Annotated in this window: 24 protein-coding genes; 10 read left to right on the top strand and 14 right to left on the bottom strand. The window is 72.3% G+C overall.

Annotation, left to right across the window (positions count from 1 at the left end; all coding sequences use genetic code 11):
- Window positions 1–37 precede the first annotated feature (37 nt).
- Window positions 38–658: a rhomboid family intramembrane serine protease gene (locus tag IE170_RS30780; RefSeq protein WP_189812759.1), complete on the top strand. Its 621-nt coding sequence runs from the start codon at window positions 38–40 to the stop codon at window positions 656–658.
- On the opposite strand, the gene IE170_RS30775 is transcribed toward IE170_RS30780, so the two are convergent.
- The 4 genes from IE170_RS30775 to IE170_RS30760 form a co-directional block, all read right to left on the bottom strand.
- Complete coding sequence (locus tag IE170_RS30775; protein WP_189812758.1) at window positions 648–1,235, bottom strand: Uma2 family endonuclease; 588 nt, start codon at window positions 1,233–1,235, stop codon at window positions 648–650. The two genes, IE170_RS30780 and IE170_RS30775, sit on opposite strands and share 11 nt — an antisense overlap.
- A gap of 77 nt (window positions 1,236–1,312) precedes the next feature.
- Window positions 1,313–2,242 carry a menaquinone biosynthesis prenyltransferase MqnP gene (gene mqnP / locus IE170_RS30770; RefSeq protein WP_189812771.1) on the bottom strand — a complete coding sequence of 310 codons (930 nt, stop codon included), beginning with the start codon at window positions 2,240–2,242 and terminating at the stop codon, window positions 1,313–1,315.
- Window positions 2,242–2,724, bottom strand: coding sequence for a hypothetical protein (locus tag IE170_RS30765; protein WP_229885309.1), 483 nt, complete (start codon window positions 2,722–2,724; stop codon window positions 2,242–2,244). The genes mqnP and IE170_RS30765 overlap by 1 nt, the downstream gene beginning before the upstream one ends.
- Window positions 2,721–4,178 (bottom strand): menaquinone biosynthesis decarboxylase, encoded by a 1,458-nt coding sequence (locus IE170_RS30760; protein ID WP_189812757.1) that lies wholly within the window; start codon window positions 4,176–4,178, stop codon window positions 2,721–2,723. The genes IE170_RS30765 and IE170_RS30760 overlap by 4 nt, the downstream gene beginning before the upstream one ends.
- Before the next feature lie 89 nt (window positions 4,179–4,267).
- Between IE170_RS30760 and IE170_RS30755 the strand changes: the two genes are divergently transcribed.
- Window positions 4,268–4,663, top strand: a complete 396-nt coding sequence (locus IE170_RS30755) for a PLD nuclease N-terminal domain-containing protein (protein WP_189812756.1) — start codon at window positions 4,268–4,270, stop codon at window positions 4,661–4,663.
- Window positions 4,664–4,682: 19 nt separating this feature from the next.
- On the opposite strand, the gene IE170_RS30750 is transcribed toward IE170_RS30755, so the two are convergent.
- The 7 genes from IE170_RS30750 to hemL form a co-directional block, all read right to left on the bottom strand.
- Window positions 4,683–5,144 (bottom strand): SRPBCC domain-containing protein, encoded by a 462-nt coding sequence (locus IE170_RS30750; protein ID WP_189812755.1) that lies wholly within the window; start codon window positions 5,142–5,144, stop codon window positions 4,683–4,685.
- A gap of 87 nt (window positions 5,145–5,231) precedes the next feature.
- Window positions 5,232–6,314 carry a c-type cytochrome biogenesis protein CcsB gene (ccsB, locus tag IE170_RS30745; protein WP_189812754.1) on the bottom strand — a complete coding sequence of 361 codons (1,083 nt, stop codon included), beginning with the start codon at window positions 6,312–6,314 and terminating at the stop codon, window positions 5,232–5,234.
- Window positions 6,311–8,050 (bottom strand): cytochrome c biogenesis protein ResB, encoded by a 1,740-nt coding sequence (resB, locus tag IE170_RS30740; protein WP_189812753.1) that lies wholly within the window; start codon window positions 8,048–8,050, stop codon window positions 6,311–6,313. The genes ccsB and resB overlap by 4 nt, the downstream gene beginning before the upstream one ends.
- Before the next feature lie 13 nt (window positions 8,051–8,063).
- Window positions 8,064–8,843 carry a cytochrome c biogenesis CcdA family protein gene (locus tag IE170_RS30735; RefSeq protein ID WP_189812752.1) on the bottom strand — a complete coding sequence of 260 codons (780 nt, stop codon included), beginning with the start codon at window positions 8,841–8,843 and terminating at the stop codon, window positions 8,064–8,066.
- 4 nt (window positions 8,844–8,847) lie between these two features.
- Window positions 8,848–9,471, bottom strand: coding sequence for a TlpA family protein disulfide reductase (locus IE170_RS30730; RefSeq protein ID WP_189812751.1), 624 nt, complete (start codon window positions 9,469–9,471; stop codon window positions 8,848–8,850).
- 67 nt (window positions 9,472–9,538) lie between these two features.
- On the bottom strand, window positions 9,539–10,213 hold the full coding sequence (locus IE170_RS30725; RefSeq protein WP_114053631.1) for a histidine phosphatase family protein: 675 nt from the start codon (window positions 10,211–10,213) through the stop codon (window positions 9,539–9,541).
- Window positions 10,210–11,544 carry a glutamate-1-semialdehyde 2,1-aminomutase gene (gene hemL / locus IE170_RS30720; protein WP_189812750.1) on the bottom strand — a complete coding sequence of 445 codons (1,335 nt, stop codon included), beginning with the start codon at window positions 11,542–11,544 and terminating at the stop codon, window positions 10,210–10,212. Before hemL ends, IE170_RS30725 begins: the two co-directional genes overlap by 4 nt.
- Before the next feature lie 134 nt (window positions 11,545–11,678).
- On the opposite strand from hemL, the gene IE170_RS30715 reads away from it, so the two are divergent.
- Both IE170_RS30715 and IE170_RS30710 read left to right on the top strand, forming a co-directional pair.
- Entirely contained in the window at window positions 11,679–12,299 is a 621-nt protein-coding gene (locus IE170_RS30715) for a hypothetical protein (RefSeq protein ID WP_189812749.1), read from the top strand.
- Between the two features lie 104 nt (window positions 12,300–12,403).
- Window positions 12,404–13,141, top strand: coding sequence for a Mut7-C RNAse domain-containing protein (locus IE170_RS30710; RefSeq protein ID WP_189812748.1), 738 nt, complete (start codon window positions 12,404–12,406; stop codon window positions 13,139–13,141).
- 26 nt (window positions 13,142–13,167) lie between these two features.
- Here IE170_RS30710 and IE170_RS30705 read toward each other — a convergent pair whose 3' ends face one another.
- A complete protein-coding gene (locus tag IE170_RS30705; protein WP_229885306.1) occupies window positions 13,168–13,722 on the bottom strand; it encodes a hypothetical protein in 555 nt (184 codons plus the stop codon).
- 205 nt (window positions 13,723–13,927) lie between these two features.
- Here IE170_RS30705 and IE170_RS30700 point away from each other — a divergent pair, with 205 nt between their 5' ends.
- Window positions 13,928–14,689: an SDR family NAD(P)-dependent oxidoreductase gene (locus IE170_RS30700; RefSeq protein WP_189812747.1), complete on the top strand. Its 762-nt coding sequence runs from the start codon at window positions 13,928–13,930 to the stop codon at window positions 14,687–14,689.
- 126 nt (window positions 14,690–14,815) lie between these two features.
- Here IE170_RS30700 and IE170_RS30695 read toward each other — a convergent pair whose 3' ends face one another.
- Window positions 14,816–16,009, bottom strand: coding sequence for an RtcB family protein (locus IE170_RS30695; RefSeq protein WP_189812746.1), 1,194 nt, complete (start codon window positions 16,007–16,009; stop codon window positions 14,816–14,818).
- 192 nt (window positions 16,010–16,201) lie between these two features.
- Here IE170_RS30695 and IE170_RS30690 point away from each other — a divergent pair, with 192 nt between their 5' ends.
- From IE170_RS30690 to IE170_RS30680, 3 genes are all read left to right on the top strand, one after another.
- Window positions 16,202–17,086 (top strand): DUF3558 domain-containing protein, encoded by an 885-nt coding sequence (locus tag IE170_RS30690; RefSeq protein ID WP_189812745.1) that lies wholly within the window; start codon window positions 16,202–16,204, stop codon window positions 17,084–17,086.
- 162 nt (window positions 17,087–17,248) lie between these two features.
- Complete coding sequence (locus IE170_RS30685) at window positions 17,249–18,028, top strand: DUF3558 domain-containing protein (RefSeq protein WP_189812744.1); 780 nt, start codon at window positions 17,249–17,251, stop codon at window positions 18,026–18,028.
- A gap of 122 nt (window positions 18,029–18,150) precedes the next feature.
- On the top strand, window positions 18,151–19,623 hold the full coding sequence (locus tag IE170_RS30680) for a DUF2637 domain-containing protein (protein ID WP_189812743.1): 1,473 nt from the start codon (window positions 18,151–18,153) through the stop codon (window positions 19,621–19,623).
- Window positions 19,624–19,707: 84 nt separating this feature from the next.
- Here IE170_RS30680 and lysS read toward each other — a convergent pair whose 3' ends face one another.
- Window positions 19,708–21,432 carry a lysine--tRNA ligase gene (gene lysS / locus IE170_RS30675; protein ID WP_189812742.1) on the bottom strand — a complete coding sequence of 575 codons (1,725 nt, stop codon included), beginning with the start codon at window positions 21,430–21,432 and terminating at the stop codon, window positions 19,708–19,710.
- Window positions 21,433–21,627: 195 nt separating this feature from the next.
- On the opposite strand from lysS, the gene argS reads away from it, so the two are divergent.
- Window positions 21,628–23,421 carry an arginine--tRNA ligase gene (argS, locus tag IE170_RS30670; protein ID WP_189812741.1) on the top strand — a complete coding sequence of 598 codons (1,794 nt, stop codon included), beginning with the start codon at window positions 21,628–21,630 and terminating at the stop codon, window positions 23,419–23,421.
- Between the two features lie 150 nt (window positions 23,422–23,571).
- Window positions 23,572–24,177: an NAD(P)H-dependent oxidoreductase gene (locus tag IE170_RS30665; protein WP_189812740.1), complete on the top strand. Its 606-nt coding sequence runs from the start codon at window positions 23,572–23,574 to the stop codon at window positions 24,175–24,177.
- Window positions 24,178–24,244 lie beyond the last annotated feature (67 nt).

Genomic DNA, 24,244 nt, shown 5'->3' with positions numbered 1-24,244 from the left:
GAGGGGAACGGAGCACGACACCCGGGGGGCGGAGCGGATGAGCAGCAGCACGATCGAGCCGACATGGAGCCGGACGGACCGGGCCAGGGCGGCGGCCAAGCTCATGCTGGGCTGGGTGGCCCTGCTGTGGGTCCTGGAGGCGGTCGACCACGCCACCGGCCACGCCCTCGACCAGTACGGGGTGGTGGCCCGCGACCCCGACACCCTGCCCGGCGTCGTCACCGGGTCCTTCCTCCACTTCGGCTTCGACCACGTCGCCTCCAACAGCGTCCCGCTGCTGGTCCTCGGGTTCATCGCCGCCCTGTCCGGCATCCGCCGCTTCCTCGCGGTCTGCGGGATCATCATCGTGGCCGAGGGCCTGGGCACCTGGCTGATCTCCCCGCCGAACACCATGACGCTGGGCGCCTCCGGGGTCGTCTTCGGCCTCTTCGGCTACCTGCTGATACGTGGCTTCGTGGAGCGGAAGCTCCTCGGGATCGCCGTCTCCTTGGCCATCGCCGCCTACTGGGGCACCACGATGCTCACCGGCATCCTCCCGGTCCACGAGGGCATCAGCTGGCAGGGCCACCTCTGCGGCCTCGTCGCGGGCATCGCCACGGCGGTCTACCACCGGCGCCCGGCCCGGACCCGCCCGGCGGGCCCGCAGCTCACGGGGTGACGACGGAGGGGTCCACGGGCAGGTCGGAAGTGTCGACGGTGAGCTTGCCGATACCGGTCTCCACGACGACCGTCCCGCCGTACGCGACGGTGTCCGTACCCAGGTAGCCGTCGGGGCCGGGGTTCCAGAACAGCACGCAGTGCGCCTTGTAAGGGTCGAAGACCAGATAGTGCGGGATCCCTCGGCGCGCGTAGGCACAGGGCTTCACGTCGTAGTCGTTGCGGCGGCTGCTCGGCGAAACCACCTCGATGGCCAGCTCGATCAGATCGGGCGAGTAGGCGCTGAGGTTCTTGGCCACTTCGGCGGCCGGGATCACGGCGAGGTCGGGGCAGAACTCGTTGTCGCCGTCGAACGGGATCGCGACATCACTGAGGAAGCCCCACTGTTCCGACATCTGGGGCTTCAGCGCAGTCCACAGTTGCCAGATCGTGGCGTTGTGGTGCGGCTTCAGCGGACTCATCACGATGGCGCCCTCGACAATCTCCATCCGGTAGCCCGGGAACATGTCCTCGAACCGGCTGAGCTGTGAGTGCAGGCGGTCGCTCTCCGAGACGGTCACGTCGGCCTCCCTGTCCATGCACTCGATGGTAGGGCGCACGGTATGCACGCGGGCGGGCGTGCGCAGCCCGATTCGGGCGGAGTCGCTCCTTCGGGTTACCAGCGCAGGCCGCGGAGTACGAGGTCCACGAGGGCGCACACGAACAGGGCGATGCCGATGAAGCCGTTGACCGTGAAGAAGGCGCGGTTCAGGCGGGACAGGTCGTGCGGGGTGACGATCGTGTGCTCGTACAGGAACGCCGCGACGACGACCGCCAGGCCGATCCAGAACGCCACGCCCGCGTCCGTGGCCACGGCGTACCAGGCCAGGAGGGCCGTGGTGACGGCGTGGGCGCCGCGGGCGCCCCATAGGGCGGCCGGGACGCCGAAGCGGGCCGGGACGGACTTGACGCCCTCCGCCCGGTCGGCGGCCACGTCCTGGCAGGCGAAGATCAGGTCGAAGCCGCCGATCCACACGCCGACGGCCAGGCCCAGGATCACCGCGTCCCAGGACCAGGTGCCCGTCACGGCGAGCCAGGCGCCGACCGGTCCCATCGCCTGGGCGAGGCCGAGGATGGCGTGCGGGAAGTTCGTGAACCGCTTGCCGTACGGGTAGACCACCATCGGCACGACCGCCACCGGCGCCAGCATCAGGCACAGCGGGTTCAGCAGGGCCGCCGCCCCGAGGAACACGGCCAGCGCGATCCCCGCCCCGGTCCACGCCGAGCGCACCGACACGGCGCCGGTGACCAGCTCGCGGCCCGCGGTGCGCGGGTTGCGGGCGTCGATCTCGCGGTCGATGATCCGGTTCGCGGCCATCGCGAAGGTCCGCAGGCCCACCATGCAGACGGTGACCAGCAGCAGCTCCGTCCAGTGGACGGTGCCGCTCTCGTCGAACATCGCGGTCAGCGCGGCGATGTAGGCGAAGGGCAGCGCGAAGACCGAGTGCTCGATCATCACCAGGCGCAGGAAGGCCTTCACCTTGCCGCTGGACCGTGGGGCGGCGGGGCCCGGCCCGGGGCCGACGACCCCGTCAGCGGTCGTCATCATGCGAGGTCTCTCCGGAACTCGTCGATCTCGGCCTGCAGGGACGCGCGAGACAGCGGGCCCGTCGTCAGGGACACCGTGGGCGCCCCCTCGGGCTCGGGCGGGGTGGCGTGCACCGTGACCACGTAGCTCTCGCCCGTCCGGACGTGCTGCGTCGGGCGGCCTTCGAGCCGCAGCACCGCGCCGGCCTCGACGGTGAAGGGCTCGCCGGTGGCGACCGCGGCCTGCAGCCGCTCCGCGAAGTCCTCGACCTCGGTGTCGCGTACACCGGGCAGCTCGAAGCCGCCGTCGGCTTCGTAGTCGTCGTCCAGCACCAGGGCCCACAGGTCGCCCGGGCCGGCGAACTCCTCCGCCGAGACGCCCGCCTGCTCGGCGGCCTTGCGGACATCCGGGTCCGCCGGGTCGAGTTTCGGGCGTACCAGCAGCATGAACGTGGTGTCCTCGCCGATGAACAGCGCCGGTCCACCCAGGTAGGAGCTCACAGCCCGTACTCCTTCCAGCGGCGGTCCACCAGGGCCGCCGTCGCCGGGTCCGACTCGACCATGTCGGGCCAGCCGCCGTCGCGGGTGTAGCCCTCCTCGGGGAGCTTCTTCGTCGCGTCGATGCCCGCCTTGCCTCCCCAGAACTGCTGGTAGGAGGCGTGGTCGAGGTGGTCGACGGGCCCCTCGACGACGGTGAGGTCGCGGGAGTAGTCGGTGTTGCCGAGGGCCCGCCAGGCCACCTCGTGCAGATCGTGGACGTCGCAGTCCTTGTCGACCACCACGATCAGCTTCGTCAGGGACATCATGTGCGCGCCCCAGATCGCGTGCATGACCTTCTGGGCGTGCTTGGGGTACTTCTTGTCGATCGAGACGATCGCGCAGTTGTGGAAGCCGCCCGATTCCGGCAGGTGGTAGTCCACGATGTCCGGCACGATGATCTTCAGCAGCGGCAGGAAGAACCGCTCGGTGGCCCGGCCCAGCGGGCCGTCCTCGGTGGGCGGCCGGCCGACCACGATGGACTGCAGCAGCGGCCGCTTCCGCATCGTGATGCAGTCGATCTTCAGCGCGGGGAAGGGCTCCTGCGGGGTGTAGAAGCCGGTGTGGTCGCCGAAGGGGCCCTCGGGGAGCATCTCGCCGGGCTCCAGCCAGCCCTCGACGACGACCTCGGCCTGCGCGGGGACCTGGAGCGGGACGGTCTTGCAGTCGACCATCTCGATCCGCTTGCCGGCGACGAAGCCGGCGAACAGGTACTCGTCGATGTCTCCGGGCAGCGGCGCGGTCGACGCGTAGGTGACGGCCGGCGGGCAGCCGAACGCGATGGCGACCGGCAGCCGCTCCCCGCGCTCCGCGGCGACCGCGTAGTGGTTGCGGCTGTCCTTGTGGATCTGCCAGTGCATGCCGATGGTGCGCTTGTCGTGGCGCTGGAGGCGGTACAGGCCGAGGTTGCGGACGCCGGTCTCGGGGTGCTTGGTGTGCGTCAGGCCCAGGTTGAAGAAGGAGCCGCCGTCCTTGGGCCAGGTGAACAGGGCGGGCAGCCGGTCCAGGTCGACCCGGTCGCCGGTGAGGACGACCTCCTGGACGGGCGCCGCGTCCGCCTTCACCTTCTTCGGCGGCACGTGCACCATCGAGCCGAGCTTGCCGAAGGCCTCGCGGACGCCGACGAAGCCCTGGGGCAGCTCCGGCTTGAGGAGGCCGCCGATCTTCTCGCTGATCTCGGCGTACGACTTCAGGCCGAGGGCCTTCAGCAGGCGGCGGTCGGTGCCGAAGACGTTCATCGCCAGGGGCATGTCGGAGCCCTTGACGTTCTCGAACAGCAGGGCCGGACCGCCTGCCTTGTTCACTCTGTCGACGATCTCCCCGACCTCCAGGTACGGGTCGACTTCGGCCTTGATGCGCTTGAGGTCGCCCTCCCGCTCCAGGGCCCGGAGCAGCGAGCGGAGATCGTCGTAAGCCATAGGGGCCAGTATCCGTCACCGGATACGCTGGACCTGTCACCGGGGCCGTCGATTCGAACCCCGCCATTGCTCACAGGGGGCTGCTCCACATGATCCGGGCGCTGATGTTCATCCTGCCGCTGGCGCTGACGATCTATGCGTTCATCGACTGCCTCAACACCCCCGAGGACGAGGCCAAGCACCTCCCCAAGGTCGTCTGGGTCATCATCATCCTGCTCTTCTGGATCGTCGGCCCGATCGTCTGGTTCGCCGCGGGCAAGATGCGCCGTCCTCCGGTGGGCGGCCGTACGCCCTCCGAGTGGCACCGCAACCACCGGCACGAGTGGGTCGCCCCCGACGACAACCCGGACTTCCTCAACTCCCTGCGCGAGGAGAACAAGAAGGACGAGGCCCTCCTCAAGGACTGGGAGGCGGACCTGCGGCGCCGCGAGGAAGAGCTGAAGCGGCGCGAGCAGGGCGAGGACAAGGACAAGGGGCAGTCCTAGCGGGTGTCCCGCCGCGGTCTCAGTGGGACGGGGCAGCCGATCGCCCCGGGCCTGTGGCCGTGGCCGTCAGCACGGCTTCCAGCCGCTCGAAGCGGTCATGCCAGACGGCCAGGCCGTGTGCGCAGTCGCTGTCGGAGCCGTGCCGGTCGTCGGTGAAGCGGACCAGCGTGGAGTCCGTGCCCAGCGGCTCCAGGTGGAAGCGGATCCGGTCGTTCTCGTCCACCGTGTACTCCGCGACCCGTTCGACGTCCCAGGCCGTGACCCGGCCCGAGACCGTCTCGTCCTCGTCGAGCCAGTGCAGGGTCACGGCCCCGCCCAGGTGCCGTTCCAGCACGTCCGCATCCGCGAGCCAGCGGCGCAGCCCCTCCGGCGTGGTCAGGGCCGGCCAGACCGTCTCGTAGGCGCACGGCAGGTGCGGCTCGAAGTGCAGCAGGTAGCGGTCGCCGCTCCGGCGCTCGCTGGTGCCTTGCGGTGTCGGCATGGCACCAGCGTCGCCCCGTAGGCGCGGCCGCGCACCTCGGGCCCAAGCCCGGGGTGCGCGGCCGCGCGTGTACGGAGGACCGGGGGCTCAGACGCCCGCGTACGAGTGCTTGCCGTTGAGCAGGATGTTCACGCCGTAGTAGTTCCAGATCCAGCAGGCGAAGGCGAACAGGGCCAGGTAGGCGGCCTTGCGGCCCTTCCAGCCGGCGGTGGCGCGGGCGTGCAGGTAGGCGGCGTACGCCACCCAGGTGACGAAGGACCAGACCTCCTTGGGGTCCCAGCCCCAGTAGCGGCCCCAGGCGTCGCCGGCCCAGATGGCGCCCGCGATGATCGTGAACGTCCACAGCGGGAAGACGGCCGCGTTGATGCGGTAGGAGAACTTGTCGAGCGAGGCGGCCGACGGGAAGCGCTCCAGCACGGAGGCGGCGATCCTCGAGGGGGTGCCGCCGGAGGCGAGCTTGGACTCGTACGAGTCGCGCAGCAGGTAGAGCACGGCGCCGGCCGCGCCGATGTAGAAGACGGCGCCGCAGAAGATCGCGGTGGAGACGTGGATCCACAGCCAGTACGAGTGCAGGGCGGGGACCAGCTGGTCGCTCTCGGTGTACAGCCAGGTGGTGGCGACGCCGAGGTCGAGCAGGACGGTGGTGACGAGGATCAGGCCGAGCCAGCGGACGTTCTTCTTCAGGGCGAGGAGCAGCAGGTAGGTGCCGGCGGCCACCGCGGAGAAGGTGATCGAGAACTCGTACATGTTGCCCCAGGGGGCGCGCTGCACGGAGGCGGCGCGGGCGACGACGCCGCCGGCCTGGAGGAGGAAGCCGAGGACGGTCAGCGAGACGGCGATCCGCCCGTACAGGTCGCCCTGGGCGGTGCCGCCGGCGGCGCCGGGGCCGTCGGGGACGTCGCGGGTGCCGGGCGCGGACCGGGTCACGACCTTCGGCTTGTCGAGGACGGCGGTCGTGCCCTGGGAGCGGACCTGCACGGCGGGCGCGGCGGCCGCGGCGGGGGCGGTCGTCAGGGCGGCCGCGGTGCGGGCGACCTTGCTGCGGCTGCCGAAGGTCCACTCGGCGATGTGCGCGAGGAAGGCGAGCGTGTAGACCGCCATCGACGAGTAGACGAGGTAGTTGCTGATCTGCGCGAGGTTCTCGTTGACCTCGGCTGCGAGCGGCGTCATCCGCGCTCTCCTTCGACGGTTTCCGTGACAGGTCGTTCGGGCGCCGTGGGCGCCTGCTCGTGGAGGGCGGCGGCGAGCTGCCCCAGCTCCTCGGGGAGCCTGGCGGACTCGCTGCGGCCGAGTCCGGCCATCTCGACGACGGTGGTGCCGTCCGGGCCGGGGACGGCGCGGACCCAGATGCGGCGGCGCTGGATGAACAGCGACGCGGCGAGGCCGCCGATGGCGGCGACCGCCCCGCCGAGGGCGAGGCCGCTGCCGGGCTGGGCGGTGACGGAGAAGGTCGCCCAGCGCTCGATGCCCTCGAACTTGACGGTGCCGGCGCCGTCGGGGAGCTCCATGGTCTCGCCGACGAGCATGCGCTTCTTCAGCAGCTGCCCGTCGGCGTCCTTGAACTCCTGCATCTTGGCGGTGTTCAGCCGGTACACGTTCTGCGGCAGGCCGGAGTCGACGCCGAGGCTGCCGTGGTAGGCGCTGAGGGCGAGGACGGGGAACTTCAGGTCGGGGAACTGGGAGAGCATGGTGCCCTGGCCGGCGCCCGCGAAGGTCGGCACGAAGAGGGCGTTGAAGCCGAGCTGCTCCTTGACGCCGTCCTTGTTGCGGTAGCCGTCGGTGACCTTGACGGCGCCGGAGGAGCTGAGGTTGCCGTCGAACGGCAGCATCGGGACGGCGTCCTTGTAGACGACCTTGCCGGAGGGGTCGGTCACCGAGATGACCGGCGCGTAGCCGTGGCCCAGCAGGTAGACCTTGGCGCCGTCGACCTCCAGGGGCTTGTTGACCTGGATCTCGCGCTTCTGCGGTGCGCCGTCCGCGCCCTTGTGGAAGGTGACGTAGGCGGTGAAGTCGCGGGCGGTGCCCTTCTGGGGGCCGGACTCCTCGTAGCTGGCGGAGAAGTCGTCGAGGGTGAAGGAGAACGGCGGCAGGTCGTCGGTGCTGAAGAAGCTGCCGGACTTGAAGTCGTCGTACTGGGTGAGGGTGTTCGCGAAGCCGCTGCCGCGCAGGACGAGCTTGCCTCCCTCGGACTTGAACAGCTGGCCCCAGGCGAACGCCACCAGCATCACGATCAGCGACAGGTGGAAGACGAGGTTCCCGGCCTCGCGCAGGTAGCCCTTCTCCGCGGCGACGGAGCCCTTGCCGGGCTCGGTGCGGAAGCGGCCGCGGCCCAGGAGCGCCTTGGCGTGGGCGAGGACCTGCTCGGGCGCGGTCTCGGTGCGCCAGGTCGCGTACGCGGGCATGCGGTCCAGGCGGCGGGGCGCGCCGGGCGGGCGGCCCGTGAGCTGGCCGACGAACTGCCAGGTGCGGGGGACGATGCAGCCGATGAGGGAGACGAACAGCAGCAGGTAGATCGCGGAGAACCACACCGAGCTGTAGACGTCGAAGAGCTGGAGCTTCTCGGCGACCGGCACCCAGAACGCGTGGTCGCGCTTCCAGTCGGCGACCTTCAGCTCGTCGACCTGGTTCTGCGGGACGAGCGAGCCGGGGATGGAGCCCAGCGACAGCAGGAACAGCAGGATGAGTGCGACCCGCATGGAGGTGAGCTGCCGCCACATCCAGCGGGCCCAGCCGAGCACGCCGATGCCGACGGGGCCGGGGCCGTCCTCCGCGGGGGCGGTGGACAGCTGGGCGCCTGCGGCGGCCTCGGCGGAGTCGGAGTCGGCCCGGTCGGTGCCGGGGAGGTCGGACGGTTCGTCCGCGGGCGGGTGCTGCGCCTCTGCGGACGCCTTGTCGGTCGTACTCATGTCCGTGTAGTCCTCAGATCCCCACCGTGAAGCCTTGGGTCCAGCTCTGCATGTCGTTCACGATGCTGCCCCACACTCCTGTGACGAGCAGCAGGCCCGTCGCGATCAGCATGCCGCCGCCGATGCGCATCACCCACGCATAGTGCCGCTTCACCCAGCCGAACGCGCCCAGCGCCTTGCGGAACGCGACCGCGGCCGCGATGAACGGGATCCCCAGCCCCAGGCAGTAGGCGACCGTCAGCAGGGCGCCGCGCCCGGCGCTGGCCTGGTCGAGGGAGAGGGTGGTGACGGCGGCGAGGGTCGGGCCCATGCAGGGGGTCCAGCCGACGCCGAAGAGCACCCCGAGCAGGGGCGCGCCCAGCAGCCCGGCCGCCGGCTTCCGGTGGAAGCGGAACTCGCGCATCGTCAGGCCGGGGATGGCGCCCATGAAGAACAGCCCGAGGAGGATCACCAGGCCGCCCATGACCCGGGAGATGACCTCCTTGTTGCCGAGCAGGACGTTGCCGAACTGCCCGAAGAGGGCTCCCGTCGAGACGAAGACGGCGGTGAAGCCGAGGATGAACAGGCTCGCGCCGGCCACCATGCGCCCGCGCCGGGCCTCGGCGAGGTCGGCGCCGCTGACGCCGGTGACGTAGCTGAGGTAGCCGGGCACGAGCGGCAGCACGCACGGCGAGAAGAAGGAGACCAGGCCCGCCAGCACGGAGATGGGCAGGGCCAGCAGCAGGGCGCCGGACAGGACCGTGGGGTTCACGCCGGCCGGCTCGGCGGCCAGGGTGAGGAGTTCGGGGACCACGAGGTCACTGCTCCGCGAGCAGCGGGTCGATCATCGAGCGCAGCTGCTGCTCGCCCAGCGGGGCCAGGGTGCGCGCGGCGATCTTCCCCTCCTTGTCGAGGACGATCGTGGAGGGGATGGCGTTCGGGTTGAGGCTGCCGGCCGGGAAGCGCAGCAGGAGCTTGCCCGAGGGGTCGTACAGACTCGGGTAGGTGATCTTGAAGTCGGCCTCGAAGGCGGCCGCGTTCTGCTTGCTCGTGTCACGGGTGTTGATCCCGACGAAGGCGACGGGCTTGCCGGCGTCGGCGAGCTCCTGGGAGACCTTCGCGAAGGACGGGGCCTCGGCCCGGCAGGGCGGGCACCACGAGCCCCACACGTTGAGGACGACGACCTTGCCCTTGAGCTCGGTCGTGTCGAGGGTCTTGCCGTCGACGGTCTCCCCGTCGAGCTTCGGCGCGTCGACGCGCTCGCCCTTGGCGACGGTGGAGATGCCGCTGGGGCCCGTCACGTAGTTGCCGCCGCCGGACCCCGAGGACTTGGCGCCGTCCTCGCACGCCGTCAGGGTCAGGGCGCCTGCGGCGGCCACGGCGGTCAGCAGGAGGGCGCGGCCGCGGGCGGGGCGGCGGCGGGGGGCGCGGCCAGTTCTCATGTGAAAAGTTTCGCATGAGCGATTTGCCGATCTTCCGCGCCCCCCGGGGCCGGTGCCAAGCCGCTGGTCAGGCCCCGAACGCCTTCGACTTGCCCTTGACGGGCCGGGCGCCCGCCAGCAGGTGCGGGGGGACCAGGTCGCGGGCGGGCTCGCTGTAGCCCACCGACACCAGCCTGTCCCCCTGGTACGTGAACGAGGTCAGCGACGCCAGCGTGCACTGCCGGCGGCGCGGGTCGTGCCACAGGCGGCGCTTCTCCGCGAAGCTGCGGACGATCCAGATCGGCAGCTGGTGGCTGACGGCGACGGCCTCGTGGCCGCGGGCCGCGTCGCGCGCCGCCTCGATCGCGCTCATCATGCGGACGACCTGCTCCACGTACGGCTCGCCCCAGGACGGGCGGAACGGGTTGGTCAGGTGCCGCCAGTTGCCGGGCCTGCGCAGCGCGCCGTCGCCGACGCCGAAGGTCTTGCCCTCGAAGACGTTCTCCGCCTCCAGCAGCCGGGCGTCGGTCGCGATCTCGAGGCCGTGGGCCTTGGCGACGGGCTCGGCCGTCTCCTGGGCCCGCTCCAGCGGCGAGGACACGACGTACGCGACGTCCCGGTCCCTGAGGTGCTCGGCGACCCGGTCGGCCATGCGGCGGCCCAGCTCGGAGAGGTGGTAGCCGGGGCGGCGGCCGTAGAGCACGCCGTCGGGGTTGTCGACCTCGCCGTGGCGCATCAGGTGGACGACGGTGGTGTCGCTCATGCGGAGGCCTCCGGGGTGGCCTGCGCGGCGGCGCGGGCGGCGGCGGGCAGGGCGGCGGCGATCCGCTCGACGGCGGCGTCGTCGTGGGCGGTGGAGACGAACCACGACTCGAACGCGGACGGCGGCAGGTAGACGCCCTGCGACAGCATCGAGTGGAAGAACGCGTTGAAGCGGAAGGACTCCTGCTGCTTCGCCTCGTCGTAGTTGCGGACGGGGTCCGCGGTGAAGAAGACGGAGAACATGTTGGAGGCGGTCTGCACCCGGTGGGCGACGCCCTCCTTGGCCAGCGCGTCGGTGACCAGGCCCTGGATCCGCTCCGAGACGGCGTCGACCGCGGCGTACGCGGCGTCGTCGAGGAGGCGCAGCTGGGCGAGGCCGGCGGCGGTGGCGACGGGGTTCCCGGAGAGGGTGCCGGCCTGGTAGACGGGGCCGGCGGGCGCGAGGTGGGCCATGACGTCGGCGCGGCCGCCGAACGCGGCGGCGGGGAAGCCGCCGCCCATGACCTTGCCGAAGGTCATCAGGTCGGGGCGGACGCCGTCGACGCCGTACCAGCCGGCCCGCGAGGTGCGGAAGCCGGTCATGACCTCGTCGGAGATGTAGAGCGCGCCGTTCTCCCGGCACAGGTCCGCGAGGCCCTGGTTGAAGCCGTCGGCGGGGGTGACGACGCCCATGTTGCCCGGGGCGGCCTCGGTGATCACGCAGGCGATCTCGCCGGGGTGCGCGGCGAACGCGGCCCGTACCGCTTCGAGGTCGTTGTAGGGGAGCACGATGGTGTCGCCGGCCTGGGCGCCGGTGACGCCGGGGGTGTCCGGGAGCGCGAAGGTCGCCAGACCGGAACCGGCGGCGGCGAGCAGCGCGTCCACGTGGCCGTGGTAGCACCCGGCGAACTTCACGACCTTGGAGCGGCCCGTGAAGCCGCGGGCCAGGCGGATCGCGGACATGGTCGCCTCCGTGCCGGAGGACACCAGGCGGACCTGCTCGACCGGCTCGATCCGGGCGGTGATCTCCTCTGCGAGCGCGACCTCGCCCTCGCCGGGGGTGCCGAAGGAGGTGCCGCGGGCCACCGCGGCCTGGATGGCCTCGACCACGGCCGGGTGGGCGTGGCCGAGGATCATCGGTCCCCAGGAGCAGACGAGGTCGACGTACTCGCGGCCGTCGGCGTCGGTCAGGTACGGACCGGTACCGGACACCATGAACCGGGGCGTTCCGCCCACGGCGCGGAACGCGCGGACCGGAGAGTTCACGCCGCCGGGCGTCACGAGGGACGCGCGGTCGAAGAGAGTCTGCGAGACTTTGGCTTCATACGGGTACGGGTAGCTCACACGAGCCATGGTCTCATCAGGCCGCGACCGACTTGCGGACGGGCGTTTCACCGCGCCGCCCCGGGGGAGGTCACTGCCATGATGATCAGGCTGCGTGGCGGCAGCCGCGGGGCCGGGGCAGGCAAGACCAGTCGGGTGGAGATATGCAACGCGGTGGTGGACCGGGCGAGGGTACGGACGACCTCGACCCGAAGCGCGCCCGCGAGGCCCGCGAAGCCCGCCGCCGCGGCAGGCACCGCCGCCGCGCCGCGGACGCGGCCGAGCCCGTGCCCGCACCCGCGCCGGCCGCGGAGGAACTCGACGGCCCGGTGCCCAAGGGCCGCGGCATGGGCGTGACGTACAAGTACTTCGGCGCGCCGGACGGTGCGACGGCGGCCCGCGTGCCCGTGACCATGCGGCCGGAGGAGCTCGGCGGCGACGAGCTCGGCATGGGCGGCATGTTCACGAAGATCAAGCCGGAGACCATGGCGGCGATGGTGCTGACCGGCATCCAGGGCATACCCCTGCACAAGGTGCCGCCGCTGGAGCTGGTCGTCCTGCACCCGGACTACGCGGTGGTCAAGCTGCCGACGACGGTCGTCGACCCGCTGCGCGACATCGGCGAGGAGTCCGTCGGCGCGGCCGCGTTCATCTGGTCCACGGTGCCCGACCGCGGGGGCCCGCGCGACGCGTTCAACGTGTACCAGCTGCTGCACGAATGGCAGGATTTCAGCCAGCGCCTCCACGAGGCGGGCCACCAGCCGTACTGCCTGGTCTGGCCCTGACCGGCCGCCGCGCGCGGGGTGCGCCCCGCGCCGCCCGCGGCCGGGCGGCCGGGGCCCCGTAATTCGGCCGCGCGGGCCCGCCCGGCGATGGCATCCTGGGCAGCGTGAACGGACCCGGCATCCACCTCACCCTCGCCCCTGAACTCCGCCTGTTCGTCCCGCCCGGCCGGCGCGCCGAACGGGTCCCGACCGCCACGGACGGAGCCTCCAGCCTCGGCCACGTCGTCGAGTCCGCGGGAGTCCCGCTGACGGAGGTCGGCCGGCTGCTCGTCGACGGCCGCGCGGAGCCCTTCTCGTACGTGCCCCGGCCCGGCGAGACCGTCGAGGTGTTCGGCGTGGACCGGCCCCAGCGGATCGCCGGCGCCCCGCTGCGGTTCCTCCTCGACGTGCACCTCGGCACCCTCGCGCGCCGCCTGCGGCTGCTCGGCGTGGACGCCGCCTACGAGAACGAGGACATCGGCGACCCCGCCCTCGCCACCCGCTCCGCGGACGAGCGGCGCGTGCTGCTCTCCCGCGACCGCGGACTGCTGCGCCGCCGCGAGATCTTCGCCGGCGCGTACGTGTACAGCGACAACCCCGACGAGCAACTGCGCGACGTGCTGGGCCGTTTCGCGCCAGCGCTCGCGCCGTGGACGCGCTGCACCGCCTGCAACGGCACGCTGCGCGACGCCGACAAGGAGAGCGTCGGCGACCGCCTGCAGGGCGGCACGCACCGCTCGTACGACGTGTTCGCGCAGTGCACGTCCTGCGAGCGCGTCTACTGGCGCGGCGCGCACCACGCCCGCCTGGAGCGCATCGTCACCGACGCGGTCGAGGAGTTCGGGGGCGTGGCGGCGCCGTAGGGCGGTCCGACGCGGGCGCGCGCCGGTCAGAAGGCGTAGGTGTCGCCCGTGTCCAGGGCGAGGACCGCGTGCTGGTTGTTGGCGAGGTTGCGGTCCGCGGCGCCGCCGTTCCACCAGGTGTCGATGCGGACGACGACCTCGGGGACCGGCTCCTTCAGGCCCAGGACGAGCCCGATGTGCCGGCCCTGTCCGTGCCGCGGCAGCGGCCCGGTCTCGCACACCACCTCGCGCGCCCCGGCCCGCACGCAGCCCGCCGCCAGGTCCTGCCGGTCGGCGAGCTCGGCGGACAGGCGCAGCCGCACGGTGGAGTCGGGGAGCTCGGAGGGCCCCTCGTTCCACGGCACGAGCCACACCCGCAGCTCGCCCCCGGCGAGGGCGACCCTGCCGTGGTAGGCCACGTCGGCCTCCGGGGCGGCCGCTGCCGCCGCGGCGGGCCCGCCGGGCTCCGGGCCGGCGGCCCCGGCCGCCGCGGCCGCGCCGGAGGCGCCGCACAGCAGCCCCGCCGCGCCGGCCAGCCCTGCGAGCCCCATCACCACACTGCGAGCGGCACCACGGCGCACCGCCACCACCTCCTCGTCCACGCGCGGAGGCTAGCCCGCGGCCGCGCCCGGCCGGTCGGACCATCACACGAACGAGGGCGGGTCCTCCCCCCATCCGGCGGGTCCGGCGGCCTGGCCGACGGGCCCGTACCCGGCGGCCGGCCCGCGCCTATGCTGGCGGTGTCCGCCGTACGAACACACGCACGCACCCCACCGCACGCGTGCGCCCATGCACGAGGAGCCGCACATGAGCACGGCCACCCGGACCGCCGTAGTCACCGGCGCGAGCAGCGGCATCGGCGCGGCCACCGCCCGGCGGCTGGCCGAGGCCGGCTACCACGTCGTCCTCACCGCCCGCCGCAAGGACCGCATCGAGGACCTCGCCGCCGAGCTGGGCGCGGCCGGGCTGTCCGCGGCCGCGTACGCCCTCGACGTCACCGACCGTGCCGCCGTCGACGCCTTCGCCGCCTCCCTCGACCGCTGCGACGTCCTGGTCAACAACGCGGGCGGCGCGCTCGGCGCCGACCCGGTCGCCACCGGCGACCCCGCCGACTGGCGCACGATGTACGAGGTCAACGTCATCGGCACCCTGCACGTCACCCAGGCCCTGCTGCCCGCCCTGACCGCCTCCGGCGACGGCACCGTCGTCGTGCTGTCGTCCACGGCCGGGCACGGCACGTACGAGGGCGGCGCCGGCTACGTCGCCGCGAAGAACGGCGCCCGCGTCCTGGCGGAGACCCTGCGCCTGGAGATCGTCGGGCAGCCGGTGCGCGTCATCGAGATCGCCCCGGGCATGGTCAGGACGGAGGAGTTCGCGAAGACCCGCTTCCGCGGCGACGAGGAGAAGGCCGCCAAGGTCTACGCGGGCGTGGCCGAGCCGCTCACCGCCGACGACGTGGCCGACACGATCGCCTGGGCGGTGACCCGCCCCTCCCACGTCAACATCGACCTCCTGGTCGTCCGCCCCCGCGCCCAGGCCTCGAACACGAAGGTCCACCGCGACCTCTGAGCACGGGGACGAGCCGGTCCGCACCGTTCGGGTGAATGCGCACGCCGTGTACCCGCGCGCACGGAGGAGCCCCGGCCGGGCGGTGCCCGCCGGGGCTCCTCCGTCCCCCCGGATCCGCGTGCGGGCTCAGCCCTTCACGCAGATGACCTGCTTGAGCCTGGCCACGACGCGGACCAGGTCGGTCTGCTGGTCGATGACCTGCTCGATGGACTTGTAGGCGCCGGGGATCTCGTCCACCACGCCCGCGTCCTTGCGGCACTCGACGCCCCTGGTCTGCTCCGCCAGGTCCCGCGCGGAGAACCGCTTCTTCGCCGCCGTCCGGCTCATCTTCCGGCCCGCGCCGTGGGAGGCGGAGTTGAAGGACAGCTCGTTGCCGAGGCCCTTCACGATGTACGAGCCCGTGCCCATCGAGCCCGGGATGATCCCGTAGTCGCCGCTGCCGGCGCGGATCGCGCCCTTGCGGGTGACCAGCAGGTCCATGCCCTCGTACCGCTCCTCCGCCACGTAGTTGTGGTGGCAGCTGATCTCCCGCTCGAAGGACACCTTCGCCTTGCGGAACTCCCGCCGGACGACCTCCTTGAACAGGCTCATCATCGCGGCCCGGTTGTACTTGGCGTACTCCTGCGCCCAGAAGAGGTCATTGCGGTACGCCTCCATCTCGGGCGTCGCCGCGAGGAAGACCGCGAGGTCCCGGTCGACGAGGTTCTGGTTGTGGTCGAGGCTGCGCGCCACGCCGATGTGGTGGTCGGCGAGCTCGTTGCCGATGTTCCGGGAGCCCGAGTGCAGCATCAGCCACACCGAGCCCTCCTCGTCGAGGCAGAACTCGATGAAGTGGTTGCCGGTGCCCAGCGTGCCGATCTGCTTCGCCGCCCGCTCGCGCCGGAACTTCACGGCGTCCGCGAGGTGGTCGAAGCGGTCCCACAGCCGTGCGTACCCGTCCGCTGGGAACCCGTACAGCCGGTCGGCGTCGACGGGGTCGCGGTGCATGCCCGCGCCGACCGGGATCGCCCGCTCGATCTTCGAGCGGAGCCCCGACAGGTCTCCCGGCAGGTCGTTCGCCGTCAGGGAGGTCTTCACCGCGGACATGCCGCAGCCGATGTCGACGCCGACGGCCGCGGGGCAGACGGCGTCCTTCATCGCGATCACCGAGCCGACCGTGGCGCCCTTGCCGTAGTGGACGTCCGGCATGACGGCAAGACCCTTGATCCACGGCAGGGTGGCGGTGTTCTGCAGCTGCCGCATGGCACTCGGCTCGACGGACGCCGGGTCGGTCCACATCCGGATGGGGACGTGCTCCCCCGCAACCTCGAAGTACGACATAACGGCTTAATCCCCCGAAACCCATGGAAAAATCAGAATCCGCAAAACCCTCGCTCAGGACCCCAAACCAGACAGGAGACCGGCGCCGGGACCGGCGTGTGCGATAGACATTGTGTCCATCCGCGCCCAAAGCGCGGCAACGCATTTTCCTGACCGCCGGGCGGCCGGGGCGGTCGAAGGGAGCCAGAGGACGTGCAGCGCAAGGCGGTACGGCGGGTCCTGCCGGGCATCGCGGTGCTCACCGCACTCGTGGCCGGCATGGCCGGCCTGACCGGGTGCACCGGCGGCGGCAGCGGCGGGGGCGACACCGACTCCAAGTCCGGCGACAGCTCCCCCGCACCCGCGCCCGCCGGGAAGTACCGCAGCCTGCCCTCCCCCTGCCGGTCGGTCGACGGCAAGCGGCTGCGGGCCATGCTGCCGGCCGCGCCCGGCCTCACCGAGGAGGACCGCGAGCGGATCTACGCCGGGACCGCCGACACCTCCTACGACGCCGACCGGCACGTCGGCTGCCGCTGGAGCGCGCAGACCCCCGAGGAGACCCGCCTGCTCGCGGTCGGCTTCGAGCGGGTCGTCTCCTACGACCGGACGACCATGAGCGACGACGACAAGGCCCGCCAGGTCTACGTCCGCAGCCTCACCGACGCCCGCCTCCCCTTCCCCGGCCCCGCCGCCACCCCCGGCGCCCCGGCCTCCCCCGGCGCCGCCCCGGCGTCGAGCCCCCCTCCCGCGGCCCCGCCGGCCTCCCCGCCCGCGGCCGCCACCGGCGCGCCCCCCGCCTCCGGATCCCCCGCGCCGGGCAGCGGCGCCCCCACCCCGTCGCCCTCCCCGTCCGAACTCGGCTCCCGCGTCCTCGAAGGCCTCGGCGCCGAGGCCTTCATCGAGGACAAGCTGGGCCCGGCCGGCGCCAGCGCCGCCCAGTCCCGCACCGTGCGGGTCGTCTTCCGCACCGCGAACGTCATCGTCACCGTCGAGTACAGCGTCCAGCCCGCCGTGCCCGGCGCCGTCCCCTCCAGCACCGAAACCCAGGACAAGGCGCGGCAGCTGGCGCAGGCGCTCGTCGAGCGCTTCAGCGACTGACGGCGTCCGACGCGGCGGCCCGCGACACCCCGGCGTGACGGCGCGCACAGCAGCCGCACGCCCGGTGGGGCTACCGTTGCACGGGTCCCGCGCCCGCGCCGCGTCCGTACCCGCGCCCCCACCGCTCCACACGAACGCGTCCCTCAACGTAGTGAAGGAACCATGCACCGATCTGCTTCGCGCCTCACCCGGGTGCTCGCCTGCGCCGCCGTCGTCCCGGTCATATTCGCCGCCGCCGGATGCTCGTCCGACTCGGACAAGGGCAAGGGCTCCGGATCCGGCGACGGCAAGAAGTCGGGCGCGTCGGCGTCCGCCAAGCCCGGTGGGAAGCCGAAGGTCGAGCTGGAGAAGGCCCGTTTCGCCACGCTCCCCGAGCCGTGCAAGACCCTCCAGTCCAAGACCGTCGAGACGCTCGTCCCGGACGCGAAGGACACCAACGGCACCGCGACCAAGTCCAACGACCTGGGCAGCCGCGCCAGCTGCTCCTGGAACGGCCTGAAGACGGACGGCCTGAAGGGCTCCCAGTACCGCTGGCTGTCGGTCTCCCTGGTCCGCTACGACTCCCACGCCTCCCTCGGCAGCGCCAACAAGCGCGCCGAGGAGCAGTACGGCAAGCAGGTCGAGACCGCGAAGGCCACCGAGGGCGCGACCGACGTCAAGGCCGAGGCCGTCGCCGAGACCGGCGACCAGGCCACCTCGATCGTCTTCGGCGTGAAGAAGGACGTGGACTTCGCGAACACGACCGTCGTCGCACGCACCCACAACGTCGTCGTCACCGTCGACTACAACGGCGCCGCCTACGAGGGCGCCGGGGCACCGGATCACGCCAAGCTGCTCCAGGACGCCGTCGCCGCGGCCAAGGAGATCATCGCCTCCGTCGACGCCGCCAACCAGGAGCAGAAGCAGCCCGAGCAGCAGCCTTCCCCGGCCGCGTCCCAGTAGCAGGCACCGACACGGCGGGGCGCAGCGGACCGGGGACCCTTGGTGGAGGCTGACATTCAGTCACCCGTACAGTCACCCGTACGCTGTGCCTGCCGTGGCACGACAAGGGGAGGAGATCGCGGGTGGCCGCGATGCAGCTGACTCGTACGCACCGAATACTCATCGGCGTGGTCGTCGCGGGTGCCGTCGTCATCGCGGGCATCGGTTTCGCGGGCTCGTACGCCGCGGTCCGCGAGCTCGCGCTGAAGAAGGGCTTCGGGAGCTTCTCGCTGGTCTTCCCGATCGGCATCGACGCGGGCATCTGCGTCCTGCTGGCCCTGGACCTGCTGCTGACGTGGATCCGGATCCCCTTCCCGCTGCTGCGCCAGACGGCGTGGCTGCTGACCGCGGCGACGATCGCGTTCAACGGAGCCGCGGCCTGGCCCGACCCGCTGGGCGTCGGCATGCACGCGGTGATCCCCGTGCTGTTCGTCGTCACCGTGGAGGCGGCCCGGCACGCGGTGGGCCGGATCGCCGACATCACCGCTGACCGGCACATGGAGGGCGTCCGCATCACGCGGTGGCTGCTCTCCCCCATCCCCACCTTCAAGCTGTGGCGGCGGATGAAGCTGTGGGAGCTGCGCTCCTACGAGCAGGCCGTCGGCATGGAGCAGGACCGGCTGATCTACCAGGCGCGGCTCCAGGCCCGGTACGGGCGCAGCTGGCGCCGCAAGGCGCCGGTGGAGGCGCTGATGCCGCTGAAGCTGGCCCGCATCGGCGTACCCCTGTCGCAGACGGCCCCCGAGGGGCTGGCGGCGGCCGGGATCGACCCCGCGCTGCTGCCGCCCGCGGACACCGCGGCGAAGGCCCCCGCGTTGGCGGCGGGCGCCGCCGCGGCCGCGCAGCCGCAGGCCCTGGCCGGTCCGGGCGGTCAGGGCCCGCAGCAGGGCGCGCAGCCGGTGCCGTCCGGGCCCGGGCAGGACCCGCGGGCCGGGGCGCAGGCGCAGGCCGAGCCGCAGCCGGAGACCCAGGCCCAGGCCGAGGCCCGGGCGGCCTGGCTGCAGGCCCAGGGCGTCCCGCACCACGCGCCGCCGCCGTTCGCCGTGGACCCGACGGCCATGCCCGCGGCCCACAACAGCGCCTGGTTCGCCGCGCCGCGGGCCCCGCAGACCGCGTACGAGAGCGGCTACAACCCGCAGTACGTCGAGGGCCTGGAGCCCACCCCGGTGCTGCCGCCGGCCGGCCCCGAGCTGCCGGACACCGAGCAGGACCCGGCCGCCCGGCAGGCCCTCGCCGCCCAGCTCGAGGCCCGCGCCGCCCAGCGCGCCCTGGACGCGCAGGCGGAGACCGACGGGCAGGGCGCCCTCTTCCCGGCGGCCGCCGAGGAGGAGGCGGACGGCGGGATCGACGAGGTGAAGTTCGCCGAGGCCGCGTACGAGGTCTTCCGGGCGTACATCGACGAGAACGGCGGCTTCCCGACCCCGGAGCAGCTGGAGATACACCTCCAGGACCGCATGGGCATCGTCCACCCGCGCAGCGCCTCCGCCCTGCGCCGCCTGATGCCGGAGCTGAAGCAGCGCTACCAGCGCGACCTGGAGAACGAGCACATCGCCTGAGGGCCTCCCGCCCCGCCCGGGCGGTGAGGAAGCGGAAAGGGGGCCCGCCGGACACCCGGCGGGCCCCCTCCGTCGTACGGCCGGTCAGACCGCCAGCAGCTTGCGGACGCGGTCTGCGCCGACCGCCAGCAGCAGCGTAGGCAGGCGCGGGCCGGTCTCCCGGGTGACGAGCAGGCGGTACAGCAGCGCGAAGAAGCTGCGCTGCGCGACCTTCAGCTCGGGCGTCGGCTTGGCGTCGGGCTCCAGCCCGGCCATCACCTTCGGCACGCCGTAGACGAGCGTGGTCAGCCCGTCGAGGGACCAGTGCGAGTCGAGGCCCTCCAGCAGCAGCGCCAGCGAGCGGCGCGCCTCGTCGTCGAGGGAGGCGAGCAGCTCGGTGTCGGGCTCCTCGCGCACCAGGGTCCGCTGGTCGGCCGGGACCTGGGTGGTGATCCAGTTCTCGGCGCGGTCCAGGCGGGGCCGGACCTCGTCCAGGGAGGCCAGCGGCTGCGACGGGTCGAGGTCGGCCAGGATGCGCAGGGTCTGCTCGTCGTGGCCGGCGGTGATGTCGACGACCGAGGCGAGCGTGCGGTACGGCAGCGGGCGCGGGGTGCGCGGCAGCTCGTGCGAGGCGACGCGGACGGCGCGGGTGTGCGCGGCGGCGTCGGCGGGGAGCACCGAGCCGTCGGCGACCTTCGCCTCCAGCTTGTCCCACTCGTCGTACAGGCGCTGGATCTCCTGGTCGAAGGCGATCTTGAAGCTCTGGTTGGGCTTGCGGCGGGCGTACAGCCAGCGCAGCAGCTGCGGCTCCATGATCTTCAGCGCGTCGGACGGGGTCGGGACGCCGCCCTTCGACGACGACATCTTCGCCATGCCGCTGATGCCGACGAACGCGTACATCGGGCCGATCGGCTGCTCGCCGCCGAAGATGTGCACGATCTGGCCGCCGACCTGGAAGGACGAGCCCGGCGAGGAGTGGTCGACGCCGGACGGCTCGAAGACGACGCCCTCGAACGCCCAGCGCATCGGCCAGTCGACCTTCCAGACGAGCTTGCCGCGGTTGAACTCCGACAGCTTCACCGTCTCGGTGAACTCGTCCTCGGTGCAGACGTACGTCAGCTCGGTCGTCTCGTCGTCGTACGAGGTGACCTTGGTGAAGTCCTTGCCGCACTCACCGCAGTACGGCTTGTACGGGAAGTACTCGGCGCCCTCGGCGCTGCCGTCGTCCTCGCCGGCCGCGCCGGAGCCCTCGGCGGCCTCCAGCTCGGCCTCGTCGACCGGCTTCTGCGACTTCTTCGCGGCCTTCGGCTTCGTGCGGTACTGGGCGAGGACGGCGTCGATGTCGCCGCGGTGCTTCATCGCGTGCAGCACCTGCTCGCGGTAGGCGCCCGTCGTGTACTGCTCGGTCTGGCTGATCGGGTCGTACTCGACGCCGAGCTCGGCAAGCGCCTCGACCATGGCGGCCTTGAAGTGCTCGGCCCAGTTCGGGTACGGGGACCCCTCGGGCGCGGGCACGGAGGTCAGCGGGCGGCCGATGTGCCCGCCGTGGGACTCCTCCGTGACGCCCGGGATGCCCTTGGGCACCTTGCGGTAGCGGTCGTAGTCGTCCCACGACAGGACGTGGCGGACCTCGATGCCGCGGCGGCGGATCTCGTCGGCGACCAGGTGCGGGGTCATGACCTCGCGCAGGTTGCCCAGGTGGATCGGGCCGGAGGGGGAGAGTCCGGACGCGACGACGACAGGTTTGCCGGGTGCTCGGCGCTCCGCCTCGGCGATGACCTCGTCCGCGAAACGGGAGACCCAGTCGGTCTCGGTGCTGCTCTGAGCCACGACACGTCCTTCTATCTCGAATGCTGGCTTCAGCCATTCTCCCAGACGGAACCCGCCGCCCCTTGGTTGCCCGGCGCCCCGTATAAGCCGGGAAACGGGCTGCGGCCGCGTGGGATACTCGGCCCTTGTCGGAACGAACAACCCGCGCCCCCGGCGGATACCGCGCCAGGGGCACACTCACAGGAACGGCAGCTCATGGCCTCGGTCCCTTCCCTCGCTTCCTCCGTCCATCAGCGCGTCGCCGACGCCCTCGCCTCCGCCCTGCCGGAGGCCGGTGCGGCCGACCCGCTGCTGCGACGAAGCGACCGGGCCGACTTCCAGGCCAACGGCATCCTGGCGCTGGCGAAGAAGGCCAAGGCCAACCCGCGCGAGCTGGCGGCCACCGTCGTCGGCGGCCTCGACAAGGGCGGCGTCATCGAGGAGATCGAGGTCTCCGGTCCCGGCTTCCTCAACATCACGGTCTCCGACCGGGCGATCGTCGAGACGCTCGCGGCGCGCGCCGCCGACGACCGCCTCGGCGTCCCCGTCAACCCGGACGCCGGCACCACCGTGATCGACTACGCGCAGCCGAACGTGGCCAAGGAGATGCACGTCGGCCACCTGCGGTCGGCGGTCATCGGCGCGGCGATGGTCGAGATCCTCGAATTCACGGGCGAGCAGGTCGTGCGCCGCCACCACATCGGCGACTGGGGCACCCAGTTCGGCATGCTCATCCAGTACCTGATCGAGCACCCGCACGAGCTGGACCACAAGGCCGCGGAGCCGGCCGCCGGGGACGCCGGGGCGGCCGAGGCCGCCGGCGAAGAGGCCATGTCGAACCTGAACCGGCTGTACAAGGCGTCGCGCGCGCTCTTCGACGCCGACGAGGAGTTCAAGACCCGCGCCCGCGCCCGCGTCGTCGACCTCCAGGCCGGCGACGAGCAGACCCTCGCCCTGTGGCAGCGGTTCGTCGACGAGTCGAAGATCTACTTCTACTCGGTCTTCGACAAGCTCGACATGGACATCCGGGACGCCGACATCGTCGGCGAGTCCGGCTACAACGACATGCTCGCCGAGACCTGCCGCCTGCTGGAGGAGTCCGGCGTCGCCGTCCGCTCCAACGGCGCGCTGTGCGTCTTCTTCGACGAGTACAAGGGCCCCGACGGCCAGCCCACCCCGCTGATCGTCCAGAAGTCCGACGGCGGCTTCGGCTACGCGGCCACCGACCTGTCGGCGATCCGCGACCGCGTCGGCAACCTCAAGGCGAGCACCCTGCTGTACGTGGTGGACGCCCGGCAGTCGCTGCACTTCAAGATGGTCTTCGAGACCGCCCGCCGGGCCGGCTGGCTCCAGGAGGGCACCAAGGCCGTCCAGCTCGCCTTCGGCACCGTCCTCGGCGCCGACGGCAAGCCGTTCAAGACCCGCGAGGGCGAGACGGTCCGGCTGGTCGACCTGCTGGACGAGGCCGTCGACCGGGCCACCGCCGTCGTCCGCGAGAAGGCGGAGAAGGCCGGCCTGACCGAGCCGGAGATCGTCGAGAACGGCCGCCACGTCGGCATCGGCGCCGTCAAGTACGCCGACCTGTCCACGTCGGCCGCGCGCGACTACAAGTTCGACCTGGACCAGATGGTCTCGCTCAACGGCGACACCTCCGTCTACCTCCAGTACGCGTACGCCCGCATCCGGTCCATCCAGCGCCGCCTCGCCGACACCGCCCCCAAGGCGCACCCGGAGCTGCCGCTGGCCCCGGCCGAGCGCGCGATGGGCCTGCACCTCGACGGCTTCGGCGAGCTCGTCGCCGACGCCGCCGCCGAGTACGCCCCGCACAAGCTCGCCGCGTACCTGTACCAGCTCGCCTCGCACCTGACCGCCTTCTACGACCAGTGCCCCGTCATGAAGGCCGACACCCCGGAGCAGCAGGAGAACCGCCTGTTCCTGATCGACCTGACGGCGCGGACCCTCGGCAAGGGCATGGGCCTGCTGGGCATCCGCACCCCCGAGAAGCTCTGACGCCTCCCGTCTCCCGCTTCCCCCCGCCCCCGGACCGGCAGCCGCGCGCTGCCGGGCCGGGGGCGGCTTCGTACCGGGGCGCCGCCAAGTACGGTGGCCCCGACCGTTGTTGACGCAGCGGCGGCCGGGGGTACGGGGAGGGCACACACGATGAAGGCAGGCGTCTACCTGGCGCACCCGCGGAACGGGAGCTTCAACCACGCGCTGTTCGAGGCCGTCACGGCCGAACTCGCCGCCCGCGGCTGCGAGGTGCACGCGCACGACCTGTACGCGGAGGGGTTCCCGCCGCTCCTCGCGGCGGAGGAGACGGAGACGGTCGACGCGGCCGCCGCCACCGACCCGCGGGTCGAGGCGCACCGCCGCGAGGTCGCCGACCTCGACGCGCTCGTCTTCGTCCACCCCAACTGGTGGGGCATGCCCCCGGCCGTCCTTGCCGGCTGGGTCCAGCGGGTCCTCGTCCCCGGCGTCGCCTACAAGCTCGGCACCGCGGACGGGGAGCCCGCCGGCCTGCTGCGGGCCGACCGCGCCCTCGTCCTGAACACCTCCGACACCCCCGAGGACCGGGAGGCGGGCGAGTTCGGCGACCCGCTGGAGCGCATCTGGGCGGCCTGCGTCCTGCCGTACACCGGCGCACGGGACGTCCGCCGCCGCGTCTTCCGCACCGTCACCGACTCCACGCCGCAGCAGCGCACCGCCTGGCTCGCGGAAGCCCGTGCCCTGGCCGCGGCGCTGGTCACGGACGCGCCGGCGGGCTGACGCCCGGACAGGGACCTCCGCACCTGGCGACGGGCCGTACGACTCCGTACGATCACCTGACCGCGGG

Origin of the sequence: Streptomyces toxytricini, assembly GCF_014649915.1 — a bacterium.
Classification (GTDB): Bacteria; Actinomycetota; Actinomycetes; order Streptomycetales; family Streptomycetaceae; genus Streptomyces; species Streptomyces toxytricini.
Note: the sequence above shows the minus strand (reverse complement) of the source record. Positions and strands in the feature narration are given on the sequence as shown.